At 68.7% G+C, this 16,746-nt stretch carries 13 protein-coding genes; 8 read left to right on the top strand and 5 right to left on the bottom strand.

Features of this window, described 5'->3' with window-relative positions:
- Nucleotide 1: 1 nt before the first annotated feature.
- Nucleotides 2–1,432: an FAD-dependent oxidoreductase gene (locus tag HUA75_RS22365; RefSeq protein ID WP_371746167.1), complete on the bottom strand. Its 1,431-nt coding sequence runs from the start codon at nt 1,430–1,432 to the stop codon at nt 2–4.
- 218 nt (nt 1,433–1,650) lie between these two features.
- Here HUA75_RS22365 and HUA75_RS22360 point away from each other — a divergent pair, with 218 nt between their 5' ends.
- On the top strand, nt 1,651–3,075 hold the full coding sequence (locus HUA75_RS22360; RefSeq protein ID WP_141640347.1) for a M1 family aminopeptidase: 1,425 nt from the start codon (nt 1,651–1,653) through the stop codon (nt 3,073–3,075).
- An 11-nt stretch (nt 3,076–3,086) separates the two neighbouring features.
- Here the strand turns inward: HUA75_RS22360 and HUA75_RS22355 are convergent, their stop codons facing one another.
- Together HUA75_RS22355 and HUA75_RS22350 are read right to left on the bottom strand one after the other, a co-directional pair.
- On the bottom strand, nt 3,087–3,941 hold the full coding sequence (locus tag HUA75_RS22355; protein WP_174476607.1) for a nucleotidyltransferase domain-containing protein: 855 nt from the start codon (nt 3,939–3,941) through the stop codon (nt 3,087–3,089).
- 44 nt (nt 3,942–3,985) lie between these two features.
- Nucleotides 3,986–4,744: a 2OG-Fe(II) oxygenase gene (locus tag HUA75_RS22350; protein WP_174487552.1), complete on the bottom strand. Its 759-nt coding sequence runs from the start codon at nt 4,742–4,744 to the stop codon at nt 3,986–3,988.
- A gap of 170 nt (nt 4,745–4,914) precedes the next feature.
- Here HUA75_RS22350 and HUA75_RS47960 point away from each other — a divergent pair, with 170 nt between their 5' ends.
- The 7 genes from HUA75_RS47960 (at nt 4,915) to HUA75_RS22315 (ending at nt 14,247) form a co-directional block, all read left to right on the top strand.
- Complete coding sequence (locus HUA75_RS47960; protein ID WP_174487551.1) at nt 4,915–6,105, top strand: histidine kinase; 1,191 nt, start codon at nt 4,915–4,917, stop codon at nt 6,103–6,105.
- Nucleotides 6,102–6,908 carry a LytTR family DNA-binding domain-containing protein gene (locus HUA75_RS22340; protein WP_141640343.1) on the top strand — a complete coding sequence of 269 codons (807 nt, stop codon included), beginning with the start codon at nt 6,102–6,104 and terminating at the stop codon, nt 6,906–6,908. The genes HUA75_RS47960 and HUA75_RS22340 overlap by 4 nt, the downstream gene beginning before the upstream one ends.
- A 342-nt stretch (nt 6,909–7,250) precedes the next feature.
- Nucleotides 7,251–8,003, top strand: a complete 753-nt coding sequence (locus HUA75_RS22335; RefSeq protein ID WP_174487550.1) for a hypothetical protein — start codon at nt 7,251–7,253, stop codon at nt 8,001–8,003.
- A gap of 92 nt (nt 8,004–8,095) precedes the next feature.
- Nucleotides 8,096–9,463 carry a TolC family protein gene (locus HUA75_RS22330; protein ID WP_174487549.1) on the top strand — a complete coding sequence of 456 codons (1,368 nt, stop codon included), beginning with the start codon at nt 8,096–8,098 and terminating at the stop codon, nt 9,461–9,463.
- Nucleotides 9,460–10,608 carry an efflux RND transporter periplasmic adaptor subunit gene (locus tag HUA75_RS22325; protein WP_174487880.1) on the top strand — a complete coding sequence of 383 codons (1,149 nt, stop codon included), beginning with the start codon at nt 9,460–9,462 and terminating at the stop codon, nt 10,606–10,608. The genes HUA75_RS22330 and HUA75_RS22325 overlap by 4 nt, the downstream gene beginning before the upstream one ends.
- A gap of 22 nt (nt 10,609–10,630) precedes the next feature.
- Nucleotides 10,631–13,792, top strand: a complete 3,162-nt coding sequence (locus HUA75_RS22320) for an efflux RND transporter permease subunit (protein WP_174463920.1) — start codon at nt 10,631–10,633, stop codon at nt 13,790–13,792.
- Between the two features lie 80 nt (nt 13,793–13,872).
- Nucleotides 13,873–14,247 carry a hypothetical protein gene (locus tag HUA75_RS22315; protein WP_371746166.1) on the top strand — a complete coding sequence of 125 codons (375 nt, stop codon included), beginning with the start codon at nt 13,873–13,875 and terminating at the stop codon, nt 14,245–14,247.
- A gap of 18 nt (nt 14,248–14,265) precedes the next feature.
- Here the strand turns inward: HUA75_RS22315 and HUA75_RS22310 are convergent, their stop codons facing one another.
- Nucleotides 14,266–15,294 carry a peptidylprolyl isomerase gene (locus HUA75_RS22310; protein WP_174487548.1) on the bottom strand — a complete coding sequence of 343 codons (1,029 nt, stop codon included), beginning with the start codon at nt 15,292–15,294 and terminating at the stop codon, nt 14,266–14,268.
- A gap of 181 nt (nt 15,295–15,475) precedes the next feature.
- The gene (locus HUA75_RS22305) at nt 15,476–16,522 is read right to left on the bottom strand and encodes a hypothetical protein (protein WP_141640338.1); all 1,047 of its coding nucleotides are present in this window, start codon (nt 16,520–16,522) and stop codon (nt 15,476–15,478) included.
- Nucleotides 16,523–16,746 lie beyond the last annotated feature (224 nt).

Raw genomic sequence — 16,746 nt, 5'->3', positions numbered from 1 at the left:
GTCACTCATCGCGCGGCGAGGGGCTCGGGCTCATGGGCTCCGGAGGTGGCGGTCGTGTCTCGGTATTCGCCAGTCGCTGGAGCGGCACGACGAGTGACCGGGCCCCATGGGTCAGCACGGGCAGGGCCACGAAGGGGTGGAGGACCGCTCCCAATCCGGTCTGGAGATGGAGCACCCGGTTGAACCGGCGATGGACGCCCGCGTCGGTCGATGAGCGCTCCATCAACTGACGGATGTACCAATGCAGCGCGCCCAGGCCAGGGGCCCGTTCGCCCGTGGCCTGTGGATACTGGAGGTCCATGCTCGTGCTCATGAACCAGGGCAGCCGGATGACTTCGGGAAGTCGCCGCCGGAAGTGCTGGGCGAGGCCGGTGAGGTCACCGCGGTGGGCCTGCTCGCGCAGGCAGGTGTCCAGCAACTCCGCGCCCAGTCCCGCCACGGACATGCCCTGGCCGAAGAGCGGATTGAAGGCACAGGCGGCGTCTCCCAGGACCACCAGTCCCTCGGGAAACCGGGCCAGCCGCTCGTAGTGCCGCCAGCGGGTGTCCTTCACCTTGTGCGTGGAGAGGGGCCCCAGGGGCCTGGCGTCGCGCAGGTAGTCGTACAGGTCCGGACGGCTCAACGAGCGGGCGAACTCGAGGAAGCCCTCGGGCTCGGTGGGCGCGTGGTCTCCGAAGTAGCCATTGAGGGTGACCAGCCACCTGCCACCCTCCACGCTGGAGATGAAGCCCGCGCGCCAGGTCGAGGGAGGGCGGGGGTACTGCATGAGCGCCTTCCATTCGCGGTGGAAGCGGGGAGGGGGCGCATAGAGCCCCGAGGTATAGGCGAGGTCCACCTGGACCTGCTCCTCTTCCGGACGCGCATGGCCGAGTGCCTCCAGCCATTGAGGCATGCGCGAGCCCCGACCGCTCGCATCCACGACGAGGTCCGCCTCCCAGGACTCATCGCCCTGGGCTGACTTCACGCGGAGGCCCGTGACGCGACCGCCGCGCTCGTCGGCGAGCAGGCCCTCGACGGAGCACCCCTCGCGGAACTCCACGTTGGGCCGCTCCTTCACCCGGCGCAGCACGTTCCACTCGAGGAGGGTTCGCGTGCAGAGCAACAGGGGAATGCCGCTGGTGTAGCGCTTCTTCCAGACGCCGAAGTGGTGCCAGGCGACGTCGCGGCTCGAATCGATGAGCTCGGCTCCCTGTTCCTGGAGCTGCTCGAAGAGGCCTGGAAAGGACTGGTCGAGGATGCGTCGGCCCGTATCCAGCAGTACGTGGAGGTGCACCCCCTGCGGGAGGCCCTTCCGGGGGACAGGCCCCTCCGCTCGGAGGTCCCGCTCCACGAGGATGACCTTCTCGAAGTGGTCCGCGAGCACCCGTGCGGCGAGCAGTCCCGCCATGCTGCCGCCGATGACCACGGCACTGCCCAATCCGCGCCCCGCCATGTTCATGCTCCTGTTGTGAGAGGATATCTCTCCGGTCCAAGTCCTGGCCCGAGGCATTCCACGTCGGTGGTCTGACATCCGGGCAGTGGGTGGAGGTGCTACCGGAGGATGTCTGCTTCGAGGAGCCGCGTGCGCGGTTTCGCCGCGATGTGTGTCATGTCCAGCAGGGTGTTGGTGAGCTGACGGAGGGCGCTCTCCGTCTTCAGGGGGTTCACATCATGAAGCGTGTCATTCCGAGTACCGCCATTCTCCTGCTGCTCATGGGTGGCATGGGCGCGTGCAAGTGCGGGGAGCCTTCGGACCTGTCCAGGGCCGGGCTCCGGGAAGCCCAGGTCTGTTCCACGCCTGGGGAGGGCGGGGCCCTCTCCGCGTGTCCCCGGCTCTGCGACGCCGTGGGACAGCTGCCCGCGCCGCCACCTCGGGAGGGGCTGACGCGCGACCTCATCGCGACGGCGCTGGACGTGAAGCTGGGCGCGATGCGCGGCACGGCCACGCTCCAGGTGGGTGAGTCGAAGGAGCCGGGGCTGTCGTTGATGGTGGGCACGCTGAACATCACCGGTGTGCGGGGGCGCTGCGGCGACCTGAAGTACACCGTGAAGGACGGGCGGCTCGACATCGGTGTGCCGGAGTGGGCGACCACCGTGGTCGTCGACTACACGTTCACCTCGACGGAGAAGACCGACGGGTACCGGCGCACGGGGACCACGTACACGTGGCCGGCCTTCTGCGGGAACCTGTTTCCCTGCCATCCGTCACCCGACGACGGCGTGAAGTTCTCGTTGCGGCTCGGAGACCTGCCGGAGGGGCAGGTGGCGGTGTATCCGAAGCAGGTCGCGGGCGATGTCCCGGCGTACATGCTGGGATGGGCCGTGGGGGCCTATACGGAGCGACCGCTGGGCGCCACGCGCGCGGGGACGCAGGTGTCCGTCTGGTATCTGCCGGGCGAGGAAGAGGCCGCGCTGGCGGGCACGCGCCACCTGCGGGACGCGATGGACTTCTTCGAGACGCGGTATGGGCCGTATACCTTTGGCGACAAGGTCGGCTCGGTGTCGGCGAACTGGGGGCCCAAGGCCAAGGGGGGCATGGAGCACCATCCGTTCTGGCATCTGGCTTCGGAGTCGATGGGGGACAGTCTGGTGCATCACCATGAGGCGGCGCATGGCTGGTATGGGAATGGCGTGCGCATCCAGTGCTGGGAGGACTTCGTGCTCTCGGAGGGGACGACGGACTACCTCACGGCCCGCGCGGTGCGCGCCACCGAGGGCGAGGAAGCGGAGGCGAAGCTGTGGGAGTCGAGGCGCAAGACGCTCGAGGCGCTGGTGGTCCGGCGCGACACGGTGGTCCTGCCTGACGCCACGTGCAATGCGATTGACATGAGCACGCACCCGCTCGCCTCTGGGCTGCCCTATCTGAAAGGAAGCCTCTTCTTCCATGAGCTGGAGAAGCAGGTGGGCACCGCCGCGCTGGACAGCGTCCTGGCGCGCTTCTACCAGCTCCACGTGGGCAAGGCCGCGCGCATGCAGCAACTGCTCGACTTCGTGAAATCAGAGACGGGCCATGACCCCGGGCCGCTCGCGCAGGGCTGGCTGCGAGGGCTGGGCGTCCCCGCCACGTCGCCCATCACGTCGGGGCCCAAGCCGTGACGTGCGCCGCGCTACAGCTCCGGGAACTTCGCCTGGCACAGGGCCTTTGTCTCCGCGACCAGTTTCTCCAGGGCGTGAAGGCGAGGCCGCAAGTGACTGGCGTCCGCCCCAAGGGACGCGAGGACTTCAGTGACGATGGCTGAGAAGTGCGCGGGAGCGACCGGGAAGTCAGCAACCAACGGGACCGAGCGCTTCTCGTTGATGCAGTAGCGGGCGTTGAGGGCAAACAACGCCTGGACCATCATGGCGACGGAGCGAAAGAAGCATCCGGAGACGTAGAAGACGTCACCGCGCCCGATGGCCTTGTGGCTCGTCTCCAGCGCGAAGCCGGCTTCCCAGACAGCGCGCTGGAGGATGGATTTCATCAGCGCCTCGGGATACGGCGTCGTCAGCGCTTGGAGTCTGGCGAAGGTTCCGTGAGGGTCGAAAAGGGGCCGCGCGAGGTGCGCTTCTCCCATGTAGATGTGGCTGTGGAAGGCATGGGGATGGCCCGGCTGATAGTGCGAGGTCCAGATGCCTTGCCGGCAGTCCGCGATGACCTGCTCCACCTTCGACACATCCCGGTAGAGCCAGTCCACGCGAACGCCTCGGATGTCGAGCCAGGCGCCCCCATTGATCCACGGGCCCCAGCCACCCAGGTCGGTGACGGCATCAGCACGGTGGTGGTCGTCCACTTCCAGGGCGAGCGCGCGCAGCTCGAGCAGGGAGGGAGGACGCTCCGGGTGGTAGTAGATGCCCAGGTCGATGTCGGACGTCGCGTCCGCGTCTCCCCGTGCCTGGGAGCCTCCGAGCACAACGGCGAGGACGCCGTTGATTCGCCCAAGACGCTCCGCGACTTCACGTGCGAGTTCTCGCGGGTCCTGCATGAGGCCTACTCTCCTTCCGTGCATGCGGAGGATGTCTTGGCGAGCTAGGGACGAGGCGGTGCCCAGATGGCGCTGTGGGCCTCTGGTGCGTCGGGGGATTCCTGCGCGGTGTAGAAGTAGGCCGCGACCGCGGCGCGCCCCCGGCCCTCCGGACACTCCAGTGGGGCGGGGTGGCCATGCCAGTGCGTGTCGCCATGGGCCATCACGACCAGGCGGTCCAGGAGCGGCGCGATGCGCGTCTCGCATCGGGAGAGGTCGGCACTCCACAACTCGAGGTCGCCGCCCCACGCGGCCTCCCAGCCGGGGTTCAAGTAGTAGAGGACGGTGAGTCGCCGTGAGAGCGCGCGGAAGCGGTCGCGGTTGAAGTCGGCATGCAGCGCGAGGTGGCCCCCGCGCAACGTGAGGTGCAGCCCGGCGCCCCGGAAGTGTGGGTCCGCGATGAGCCCCTGCACGCCGGTGAGGGTCTCCAGGAAGTCGATGAACGACATGCTGGAGAACTCCGAGAGCAGATGCCGGAGCGCACCGGGCACGTCCTCGAACGCCTTGCGCTGAAGCTGTCCCAGGCGAGCCGCCTGTTCCGGGTGGTCCCGGCGCTTCCAGGTGGCCTCGGTTGCTCCCGGGAAGACGTCGGCCAGTCCGGTCGCCAGCGGCTCTCCGAGGAAGCCGTCGATGACGACGTGGGGATGGGGTCGAGCACCGCCGTAGCGGTCCCGATGGGCCAGCGCGAGCGCTCGGAGGGTTGTCCGGCTGAGAAAGAAGCTGGGCCCCCGCAGGGGGCCTTCATCGAGGGTCGCGACGCTCACGGATGCTCCTCCACTACCACAGGCCTCGAGCGCCGACGCGCCACCTGCCAGGCGACCAGGATTCCCGCTCTCCAGGCAAGGATGCGAGCGCGCCCGTTCGCTGCACGCCGGAGCCCGTTGGCTGCTCCCGCTCGGACGTGGTCCCGGTTCGAGCGTAGAATCCACTGGCCGTGGAATCCACCTCTCCCGTCGCGAGTCCCGTCCTGTTGTCCTCCGCCGCGACACGCCGGCCGGCTCCCTCCGCGTCCGCGCTGCCCGCGCTGCGCGAGCTGGTGCGCAGCCTGCCGTGGTTGATGCTCATCTTCGCCGTGCCGGGCATCATCACCGCCAGCCACACGTGGTTCTACGCTCAGGCCAAGGACCCCACGTACCCCTTTACCCGGGCGCTGGTGATGCAGGTGCCGCCTTGGCAGTACTGGGCGTTCGTCACTCCGCTCATCCTCGCGCTTGGACGGCGGTTTCGCCTGGAGCGCGGCGTCTGGCACCGGAGTCTCGCGGTCCATCTGACTTCCCTCGCCGCGGTCATGGTTCCCTACGCGACGCTCATCTACTTCCTCTCCCGGGCCGTGGGAGAGAGGTTGATCAGCGACGGCACACTGGGCCAGCTGCTGCCACTGCTGATGGCCAAGTACGTCGTCACGAGCCTGCTCATTTACGGAGGCATCGTCGCCATCGGCTCCGCCGTCGAGTACCACCGCCGCTACCGCGAGGGCGAACTGGCCCAGTCCCAGCTCGAGACGCGACTGGTCCATGCGCAGCTCGACGCGTTGCGCGCCCAGCTCCATCCGCACTTTCTCTTCAACACGCTCAACGCCATCTCCGTCCTCGTGCGCAAGCAGGACACCACGGGCTCCATCCGCATGCTCACCGGCGTCAGCGAGCTGCTGCGCATGGCGCTCAACAGCACGGGCCGCCAGCTCGTTCCCTTCCACGAGGACGTCGACTTCCTGGAGCGTTATCTCGACATCGAGCAGACGCGCTTCCAGGACCGGCTCCAGGTGGTGCGCGCCATCGACCCCGCCACACTCAGTGCGCTCGTGCCGAGCCTCATCCTCCAACCGCTGGTGGAGAACGCCATCAAGCATGGCCTCGCCACCCGCTCCGGCGCGGGACGCGTGGAGCTGCGTGCCTCGCGTGAGGGCGCGCGGCTGGTGCTGGAGGTGCTTGACGACGGCCCCGGGCTGGCTCCTGGCTGGGACCAGCATGACGGATGCATCGGGGTCGCCAATGTGCGCGCTCGCCTGCACCAGCTCTACGGCGAAGGACATGTCTTCACGCTGGAGAACCGCTCCGGAGGCGGCGTGCGCGCCCGTCTGGAGCTGCCCTTCCAGGCCGCTTCGTCAGAGGCGCTCGCGTCATGAACGCGGCCGCCGCCATTCGCACGCTCGTCGTGGATGACGAGCCCCTGGCTCGCGAGGGCCTGCGCCTGTTGCTGGCAACGGACCCCGACGTCAGCGTGGTGGGCGAGGCTGGTAACGGCCCGGAGGCCGTGCGTCTCATCCGCGAGCAGCGGCCGGACCTGGTCCTGCTCGATGTGCAGATGCCGGAGCTCAATGGCTTCGAGGTGCTCTCCCACCTGGGGCCTGGCGAGGTGCCCGCGGTCATCTTCGTCACCGCGTATGACCGTTATGCCCTGCGCGCGTTCGACATCCACGCGCTCGACTACCTCCTCAAGCCCTTCCGAGACGACCGCTTCCACGACGCCATTGGCCGCGCCAAGGCCCAGATTCGCCTGACGCGGATGTCCGACCTCAGTCAGCGGCTGATGTCCGTGCTCTCCACCTACGGCGAGCGTGAGGGCACTCCCGTCCCTGCGCCCAATCTCGCGCCCCCCGAGCGGTGGGTGCGCCGGCTCGCCATCCGCGACTCGGGCCGCGTGGTGTTCCTCGACGTGGACGAAATCGAATACATCGAGGCCGCCGACTACTACGTGCAGATTCACGCGGGCGGGAAGGCCTACCTCCATCGCGAGACGATGCAGGGCCTGGAGGCGCGCCTGGACCCGGAGCGCTTCATGCGCATCCACCGCTCGGCCATCGTCAACTCGAGTCGCATCCGTGAGCTGCGCAGCGAGGGGCGCAGGGACTTGGTCGTGGTGCTCACCGGCGGCACGGAGTTGCGCGTCGCTCGCAGTCACCGCGAGAAGTTCCAACACCTGCGCTGAGCCGCGCTGCTCGCGGTATGGCCCCCCTCGCCCTGCTTGCGAGCCGCGTTGCTCGTTCGCCGCCCGCCGTCATGTGTCGAGAGTCGTCGGCGCGTCGTCTCCCTGCGCGATCGCCGAACGGCGACTCGTCGGTGCGTCGTCGCCCGACACGTGGCCCGTTCACCGCAACTCCATCGAGTGTCGTGACTCACCGGGGCGTCGTCGCGCCCCGCACGTGGCCCGTTCGCCGCACGGTGGTGCCGGTTCGCCGCATGTTCGTCCCCACCGGCTGAACACTCCGGCCGAGCGGCGCTCGCGCGGGCACTGTGCTTTCCGTCACCCAGTCACCCACGGAGGCACCCCATGCCGCGCAGGTCCTTTGTTTCCTCGTTGCTCGCCCTTGGTCTGACGTTCGCTCCTGCCCTCGCAAGCGCTGGCGAAGGTGCCGAATGCGCCCAGGGCAAGCTGTCGCTCCAGTCCGTCGTCGACAAGCACCTCCAGGCCATGGGCGGCAAGGCGCGCCTCAAGGCCGCGAAGACCTACCAGTTCACCGTCGTCGCCACGGAGGGCAGCACCGTCACGACCACGAACGTGCGGCGTGCCCGCCCCAACCTCATGCGCCACGACACGGACAAGAACGGCACATCCTTCACCAAGATGTTCGACGGCAATCAGGGCTGGACGGTGGAGGGCTCTGCCGCGCCACAGCGGCTGGACAAGGAGAAGAACACGGCGCTGGCCGAGGGCGCGCACTTCGATGACGCGCTGCTGGACCCGAAGGCCCAGGGCGTCTCGCTGGCGATGGACGGCGCGGACGACGTGAACGGCACTCCCACGTTCAAGCTGGTCCTCACCCGTGGCACCACCACCCAGGTTCGCTTCATCGACCAGAAGTCCTTCCTGGAAGTGCGCCGCACCTACGCCGGAGTCCATGAGGGCAAGGCGTACAACAAGGCCATCACCTTCTCCGACTTCCGCAGCGTGGACGGCATCATGGTGAGCCACCGCGTGAAGTGGGAGGGCGACGGCCAGCAGGGCGAGAAGGTCATCCAGGGCGCTCGCTATGACGCGCCCATCGAAGCCTCCGTCTTCAAGCTGTCGCCCCCGCGCAGCTAGCTGTTCCCCATGCCCGTGCTCCCGAGGGTGCTCAGCGCGCCCTCGGGAGCGCCCGGTCTGGGCACTCCACCTCCCTCATCCATGTCTGGCGTATGGCCACTTCTTCCGTCCTCCTTCTCGCGCTCATCGCCACGTCCGTTCAGTCCGAGCTCCCTCCCGTCGCCGCGCCACCCAGGGTGGAGGACGCGATGCTCGCCCCTGTTCCACCCGCCGCGCAGCAGGTGAAGACCTGGGACGAAGCGCTGGCCCTGGTGCGTGAGCGGTCCACGGACCTGCGCGGCGTGGAGGCAGGGGTGCGGCGCGCGAGTGGCCGGTGGCGCCAGGCGCTGTCGGTGCTGCTGCCCAACGCACGCCTCCAGGCCAGCGTGGCCCTGGACGGGCTCAACCCCGACACTCCCGCGGTGAATCCGGGACAGGGGACGGGGACTGGCGTGAGCGGGCGCACGCCCACGGTGCCACTGGGGACCGTCACCGCGACGCTGACGCAGTCGCTGGTGGACCTGAGCGCGTGGCGAGGGCTGTCGTCGGCCCGGGCCTCGGAGGCGGGCGCGGTGGCGAGCCTCCAGGACGTCCGGCGTCGCCTCACGCTGGGCCTGGCCCAGGCGCTGGTGGCCACCGTCGCCGCCGAGCGCGCCGCCGAAATCAACCGAGTGGGCCTGCGGCGGGCCCTGGAGAGCGAGGCCCTCACCCAGCGCATCTTCGAATTGGGCGCGGGCACACCCTTGGACGTGGTGCGTGTGAGTCAGGACGTGGCGGTGGCGAGGAGCGTGCTCATCGCCGGTGACGAGCAGCTGCGACAGGCCCGCGAGTCGCTGGGGCTCTCACTGGGCTTCGGCCACGCGGTGGGGGTCGACCCGACCTTCAACCTCCAGGGGTTGGTGGAGCAGACACGCCAGGACTGCGCGCCGCTGGAGCGCCTGGACGCGCGCGCGGATGTGTTGGCGGCGCGGGCACAGGTGGAGTCCGCGCGCGACAGCCGGCGTCAGGCCTCCACGGGCTACCTGCCCACGCTGGGCGTCTCCAGCACCCTCTTCGGTCTCACCACGGACCCGGGCTTCGGTCGGTTCGCTACCTGGAATGTCGCCGCCGTGCTGTCGGTGCCCCTCTGGGAGGGAGGCGGACGCGAGGGCCTGGTGCGTGAGCGCACGGGCATAGAGGAGCAGTCCGCCGCGGCGCTGGAGGGCGCGCACCGCGACGTGGCCCTGGAAGTGGCCCAGGCACGGCGCGGTGTGGAGGTCGCCGAGGCGCTGGTGAAGACGGCTGTCGAGTCGAGAGCGCTCGCGGAGCGGACCGACACGCTCACCCGCCGTTCTTTTGAAGTGGGCCGTGGCAGCAGCCTCGAGCTGGTGCAGAGCGGAGCGGCCCTCCGCCAGGCGGAGCTGAACCTGGTGCTGCGTGAATTCGAGCGAGTCCAGGCACGCCTGGCCGCATTCCTGACGGAGGCCCGGTGCGACTGGTGAAGTGGGTGCGTCCCCTCAAGGCGCTGAAGAAGTCGGTGTGGCGTGTGGTGGTGCTGTCGGCGGTGGCGGGCTGCTCGGGCCAGAAGGCGGCTCCTGCGGCGCCTCCGCCTCGCGAGGTGGCGGTGGTGGTGGTGGCGCCCCAGGAGGTGCGGGACACCAGCGAGTACCTGGGCTCACTGCTGTCGCGGCGAAGCGTGACGGTGCTGCCGCAGGTGGCGGGCTCCGTGCGCCGCATCCCCGTGCGCCCCGGACAGCAGGTCGCGGAAGGCGCGCCACTGGTGGAGGTGGACGCGAGAGAGGAGTCGGCGGCGCTCGACAGCGCCCAGGCCCAGCTCAGCGCGTCACAGGTGAGCCTGGAGCTGTCGCGCCGCACGCTGGCCCGTACGGAGGCGCTCCATGGGGAGGGCCTCGCGAGTGTGCAGGAATTGGAGGGCGCCCGGGCCCAGGTGCAGGCCGCCGAGGCCGCCGCGCGCTCCTCCGTCGCGCAGGTGACGCAGCGTCAGGTGCAGCTCCAGCTCAACGTGGTGCGTGCCCCCTTCGCCGGCACCGTGGGTGACGTGCTGGTGCGCGTGGGAGACTTCGTCAGCGCCTCCACGGAGTTGACCAGCGTGGCGCAGGCGGACGTCCTCGAGGTGAGCGTCTCCGTGCCGTCGTCCCGCGCGCGCTCGATGAAGCCGGACACGGTGTTGGAGGTCCTCGACGCCCAGGGCAGGGTGGTGCTCACCAGCTCCGTCTTCTTCATCGCGCCCCAGGCCGACCCGCGCACCCAACTGGTGGAGGTGAAGGCGGCCTTCCGCAACACCGTCGGCCTGCGCCCCAGCGAGCTGGTGCGCACGCGCATCGTCTACTCCCACCGTGACGCCCTGCAGATTCCGGCGCTCGCGGTGGTGCGCCAGAGCGGCCAGCCCTTCGCGCTGGTGGTTCAGGAGCAGGAGGGCCGGACGGTGGTGGCGCGCCGGCCCATCACCCTCGGTGCGCTGGGGGACAGGACCTACGTCGTGGAAGGAGGCCTCAAGGCGGGAGACCTCGTGGCCGTCTCGGCCATCCAGGCCCTGCGCGATGGCATGCCCGTGACGGTGAAGGCCACCGCATCCGCACCGCGCGCGGAGGCCGTGAAGAACGACCTTCGCGAGAGCCGTCGCTGAACCCAGGGGACTCAAGCGCACCATGTTCATCGACTTCTTCATCCGCAGGCCCGTCTTCGCCATCGTCTGCTCCATCCTGCTGACGCTGGTGGGTGCCATCGCCATCCCGACGCTGCCCATCGCTCAATACCCGGACCTGGCACCCCCGCAGGTGACGGTGACGGCCAACTATGTCGGCGCCAGCGCCGAGGTCGTGGAGAGCGCCGTCACCATCCCGCTGGAGCAGGAGCTCAACGGCGTGGAGGGCATGCGCTACATCACCTCCACCAGCAGCAACGACGGCTCCAGCCAGATAGTCATCACCTTCGAGTCCACGCGCGACATCGAGGTGGCCGCCGTCGACGTGCAGAACCGGGTCAGCCGCGCGGCCTCGCGCCTGCCCTCGCAGGTGAACCAGACGGGCATCGTCGTCAACAAGGCCTCCAGCCAGATTCTGCTGTCCGTGGCGCTCTTCAGCCCGGACGACCGCTACGACGTGAAGTTCCTCAGCAACTACGCCGACGTGAATCTCAAGGACGCCATCAAGCGCGTGCGAGGCGTCGGTGAAGTCCGCATCTTCGGCGAGCGCAAGTTCTCCATGCGCCTGTGGTTGGACCCCACGGAGCTGGCGCGGCGCAAGCTCACCCCGCAGGACGTGACGCGTGCGTTGCAGGAGCAGAACCTCCAGGTGGCCGCGGGCCAGGTGGGCCAGCCTCCGTCCGCGGCGGACCAGCCCTACCAGCTCTCTGTGCGGGCCCGAGGACGACTGGTGGAGCCGGAGGAGTTCGGTGACATCGTCCTGCTGCGCCAGCATGACGGCAAGAGCGTCCGGGTGAAGGACGTGGGCCGCGTGGAGATGGGCGCGGAGAACTACAGCACGCTCTTGCGCTTCGACGGGAAGCAGGCGGTGGGAATCGTCACCTTCCAGTTGCCCACCGCCAATGCCCTGGACGTGCGTGACGCCGTCTTCAAGGAACTGGAGCGGTTGTCCACGCAGTTCCCTCCGGGCATGACGTACCGGACGGGCACGGACACCACGCTCGCGGTGCGCGCCACCGTCCATGAGGTGCTCCGGACCTTGGTGGAGGCGATTGTCCTCGTCATCCTCGTCATCTTCCTGTTCCTGCATGGCTGGCGCAGCGTGCTCATCACCGCCCTCACGCTCCCCGTCTCGCTGGTGGGCACCTTCGCCTTCGTGCGGTTGATGGACTTCTCCATCAACACCCTCACCTTGTTCGGCCTCACCCTGGCCACGGGCCTCGTCGTCGATGACGCCATCGTGGTCATCGAGAACATCGAGCGGCTCATGGTGGAGCGGAAGCTGTCGGCCGCGGAGGCCGCTCGCGAGGGCATGAAGGAGGTGTCGGGCGCGGTCATCGCCATCTCCATCGTGCTGGTGGCGGTGTTCGTCCCGGTGGCGCTCTTTCCTGGCACCACGGGCGCCATCTACCGCCAGTTCGCGCTGACCATCGCCGCCTCGGTGGCGCTCTCCACCTTCTGCGCCTGCACGCTCACCCCCGCCTTGAGCGCGCGGATGCTCGTGCACCACACAGGGGAGAAGTGGTGGCTCTTCCGGCAGGTGGACACGGTGCTCGACGGGATTCGAGTCGCCTATGGCCGGAACCTGCGAAGGCTGCTGAAGCGCCCGGTCATCATCCTGGTGGCGTTCTTCCTGTGCCTCGGCGCCACGTTGGCGCTCGTGCGAGCCACGCCCAAGGGCTTCATTCCCGACGAGGACCAGGGCTACCTCCTGGTCTCCGTGCAGGGGCCGGAGGGGACGTCGCTGGCCGAGACGGAGAAGGTGATGGAGCAGGTGGAGGCGGTGCTGAAGGCGCAGCCCGAGGTGCGCGCCATCTTCGCCAACGGTGGTTTCTCCTCTCAGGGCACGGGCCCCAACATGGCCAGCATCTTCGTCCCGCTGAAGCCGTGGGACGAGCGGCCGGGGAAGGACCAGTCCGTGGCCGCGCTGGTGGAGCGGCTGCGCGGGCCGTTCGGGCGCATCGACGGCGCGCGGGTGATGCCCTTCCAGCCTCCGGCCATCCGGGGCGTGGGCAGCGTCGGCGGCTTCCAGTTCATGGTCGAGGACGTCGCCGGCACCTCCTCGCTGGACCAGCTCGCCGCCACGGTCCAGGAGTTGATGGCGAAGGGCAACGAGGAGGGCCGGTTGCGCGGCGTCTTCACAGGCTTCAACGCGGACACACCGCTGCTGGACGTGGAGGTGGACCGGCAGATGGCCAAGGCGCTGGGGGTCCCCATCGAGCAGATCTTCAGCACGATGCAGGTCTACATGGGCAGCCAGTACGTCAACGACTTCAACTACGCGAACCGCTCGTACCGCGTCTATGTCCAGGCCGAGCAACAGTTCCGCGACAGCCCGAATGACATTGGCGCCTTCTACGTGCGCAGCGACAGCGGAGACATGATTCCGCTGGAGTCACTGGTGAAGGTGGCGCCCACGGTCTCCGCGCAGGGCATCCGCCACTACAACCTCTTCCGCGCGGTGGAGCTGAGCGGTCAGGCCGCGCCGGGGGTGTCCTCCGGTCAGGCCATGGATGCGATGGAGTCACTGGCCGCGCAGGTCCTTCCGCAGGGGATGAGCGCGGAGTGGACGGGCATCAGCCTGGAGCAGCGGCAGAGCGGTGGGGAGACGCTGGTCATGTTCGGACTGGGGCTGCTGTTCGTGTTCCTCGTGCTCGCGGCGCAATACGAGAGCTTCACCCTTCCGCTGGTCATCATCCTCTCCGTGCCATTGGCCATCCTGGGGGCACTGGGGTTGCAGTGGATGCGAGGGTTCGCCAACGACGTGTTCTGTCAGTTGGGGCTCGTCATGCTGGTGGGCCTGGCAAGCAAGAACGCCATCCTCATCGTGGAGTTCGCGGAGCAGCTGCGCGAGAGCGGCAAGAGCGCCGTCGACGCGGTGGTGGAGGCGGCGGAGGTCCGTCTGCGCCCCATCCTCATGACGTCGTTGGCCTTCCTGCTGGGCGTGGTGCCGCTGATGACCGCCGAGGGCGCGGGCGCCGCCTCGCGCAACTCGCTGGGGACGGCAGTGTTCGGAGGCATGCTCGTGTCCACGGTGGTGAACTTCGCCTTCATCCCCGGCCTCTATGTGCTGATGCAGAAGCTGCGCGGCGAAGCGCGGCGTCCCGTCGGGGCTCCCGGTGACGGGGCTCGGCGGGAGACGAGGTTGGCCGAGGGCCAGGGCTGACCGTTCACGCATCGCCCGCGCCTTCTTCAAATCAGCGTCGCGCTGCACTAGAACGTCACGACTCCCAGGAGTCCCCACGCGTGCAGCCCACTGCCCCCCGACGTCGAGAGCCGCTGGAGCCGCACCGCTCATGGTGGTCGCGGTTCCTGGACTTCATGGAGCTGGACTCGCCCGAGGGACGGTGGGGACTGGGGCTCGTGGTCGGCCTGCTCATCATCGGATTCTGGCCGCTGCTGCTGCTGGCGGTCCTCGACGTGAGCGGCACGCCCCGCAAGATGCTGGTGGCCCTGGGGCCCGCATCCATCTGCCTGGGTCTGGCCCTCCTCATCCTGGTGTGCGGCCACCGGTATGGCGAGTCGCTCCGGTGGTCGCGCGGCCAGACGTGGGGGCTCGCGGCGCTGTTCCTGGGACTGGGCCTGCTCGGCGGCGTGGGCCTCTGGTTCAGCGAGAGCTGAGGACGCGCGAAAGACGCCTCAGCCCTGCTCCGCGCCCTCGAAGGTGAGCTTCGCCTTGTTCATCACGTGCTCCACGGCGAGCAGGTACCAGGCCAGCTCGGTCAGTCGCTTCGTCGTCTCCGGCGACTCGCGCAGGGCGGCGTGGGTGTCCTCCGCGGTGAGCCCGAAGGGCGCCGTGTGGTCGCGGATCAACTGCTCCAGCTTCTCCGGCGTGAGCTGAAGCTTCTCCGCCTCGGTGACGGCCTTCAGCACGATGCCAATGTGCAGCCGGCGCTCGGCGTCCGCGCGCGTGGTGGGGTCCGTCAGCCAGCCCTGGAGCGCCTCCCGCTGCTCGTCGACGTCGAACTGGTGCTCGACCAGGGACTGTCCCTCGGCCTGGACCCAGCGGCGGCGCAACTCTTCGTCCACCAGCGCGCGGGGCAGCTCCACCGGCGCACGCCGGGCCACCTCGTCCAGCACCATGTCCCGGGCTCGCACCCAGAGCTCCGCCGCGCCCTCGTCCTCCAGCGTGTCACGGAGGTGGAGCAGCACCTCTTCCAGGGTGCCGCCCATCCCGAGCTGCTCGAGGAACTCCGGGCTGCTCTCCGGCAGCATCGTCACCTGATGCGCGCCGACGACGTCCACGAGGAAGCGCGCGGGCTTGCCGCGCAGGGCCTCCACTGGATAGGTGTCCGACAGCTCCAGGGCGATCTGCATGGACTCGCCCACCTTCCCGCCCTCCTCCACGGCCTCGCAGAACCCGGGCAGCGCCTCGATGGGCGCCAGCTCCGTCTTCATGCCGAAGCGCGCGGAGAAGGGGATGAGGTGCCCATCGCAGTACCCCACGATGTTGAGCTGCACCTCGTCGCCCATCTCCAGCGATTCGCCCGGTTGACGCTCGCGCGTGGTGGCCAGGGCGCGGCGCTTCTCGTGGAAGGCGCGCAGGAGGTCTTCTTGCGTCAGGTCGTCCGGGGTGGGGACGAGCACCGAGATTCCCTCCAGGGAGGGGGCCGCCACGCTGGGAAGGGTGAGGGCCTCCTCGGAGACGGTGCTCACCACCGGGCTCATCTTGAGAAGCCGCTCGACTCCCCGACCAGGTCCTTGAGTCCGTTGCTTGCTGCTCACGAATGCTCCCGGGAGATAGGCGTGCCAGCGTCCGCGCCAATGGGGGGAAAAGCGACGGCTCGGCATGGACCAGGGCATAGTCCAGCCGAGCCGCTCTGACAAACCCCGAAGGGCGGGGCGCTGATTAGAAGAACGCGCCCACGATGCTGGACACCGTGGAGACCGCGGCGCCGACCTGGCTGACAATCGGGATGTTGGTGGCCGCGGCGATGGAGCCCACGGCGGTGATGACGGACGTCACCTTCTTGCCCGTGCTCGCGTTCTTGTCCATCAGCGTCGCGCCCGCGTTGGCCACGTCGACCGCGGCGATGGCCACGTTGACGCCCGGAGCGAACCGGCCCAGCGCCTTGGCGGCGGTGGTGCCAGCGGCCTTCGCGCCCTGCTTGAGGGCGGCCTCACCGACCTCCGTGCCAACCTCCTTCAGCGCGGCCTTGGCGGCCTGGCGCGTGCCGCTGCCCAGGATGCCCTCGGCCAGCGTGCCGCCCGTCTTCGCCACGTCCGCGGCGACGTTCTTGGCGGCCTTGGTGATGCCGCTCGCCGTGGCGCCCTCGAAGACGCCCTTGGTGGCGACGTTCTTGACGGCCTTGAGCACGTCGTCGCTGGCGTTGGGGAGCTTGCTCTTGAAGGCGTCGACAGCCTTCTTCCCGGCCTCCAGCTTGTCCTTGAAGACGGTGCCGCCGAGCACGCCGCCCATCACCTTGCCGCCGACGATGCCACCCGTCGCGGCGGTGAGGCCGGCCTTGGTCGCGTCCAGCGTCGAGCGCGTGGCGCTGATGATGTCGTCCTTGCTACCGGTGCGGATGGCCTGGCGGATGTCCTTGACGGCCGTGGAGCCGGCCATGACCGCGCCGGGGATGCCCGCGTAGCGCGCGAAGGCCTTCATGTTCGCGCCCAGCTTGGTCAGGCCCTTGAACTCGCCCTTGGCGTAGGTGGGGTTGCTGACGAAGTCGAGGTTCTTGCCCGTCAGCAGGCCCTCGGCGCCCTTCTTGATGTTCTTGATCTGCTGGAAGGCGTCCTTGCCGAAGCCGAAGGCCTTCGCGCTCTGGGTCGCGACCGCGGTCCCGCCCTTGATGAGCTCCTTGTTCTCCTGGACGGTCTTCTGCACGTCCTGGACGGTCTTCTGGACGTTGGTGCGGACGGTGTTGAGCGTCTTGCGGATGTCGAAACCCATGGGGGGCCTCACGATAAATTGGATGGAACCTGCAGGGATTATCGGGATCACCGGGCAAGAGTTGCGTCGGTCGGGCCTTCATCGCGAACCCCGCGAACGCGGTGGGCCCGAGTCCGCAGACCCTTGGAATTATTGAACTCTTGAGCAGGCCATGGGGGGTGGACATCACCCCATTGACGAGGAAAGACCCGTCGAATATTGAACGCGTTCAAAATTGAACGGGT

This window comes from Myxococcus sp. CA040A, assembly GCF_013336725.1.
Classification (GTDB): Bacteria; Myxococcota; Myxococcia; order Myxococcales; family Myxococcaceae; genus Myxococcus; species Myxococcus llanfairpwllgwyngyllgogerychwyrndrobwllllantysiliogogogochensis.
Note: the sequence above shows the minus strand (reverse complement) of the source record. Positions and strands in the feature narration are given on the sequence as shown.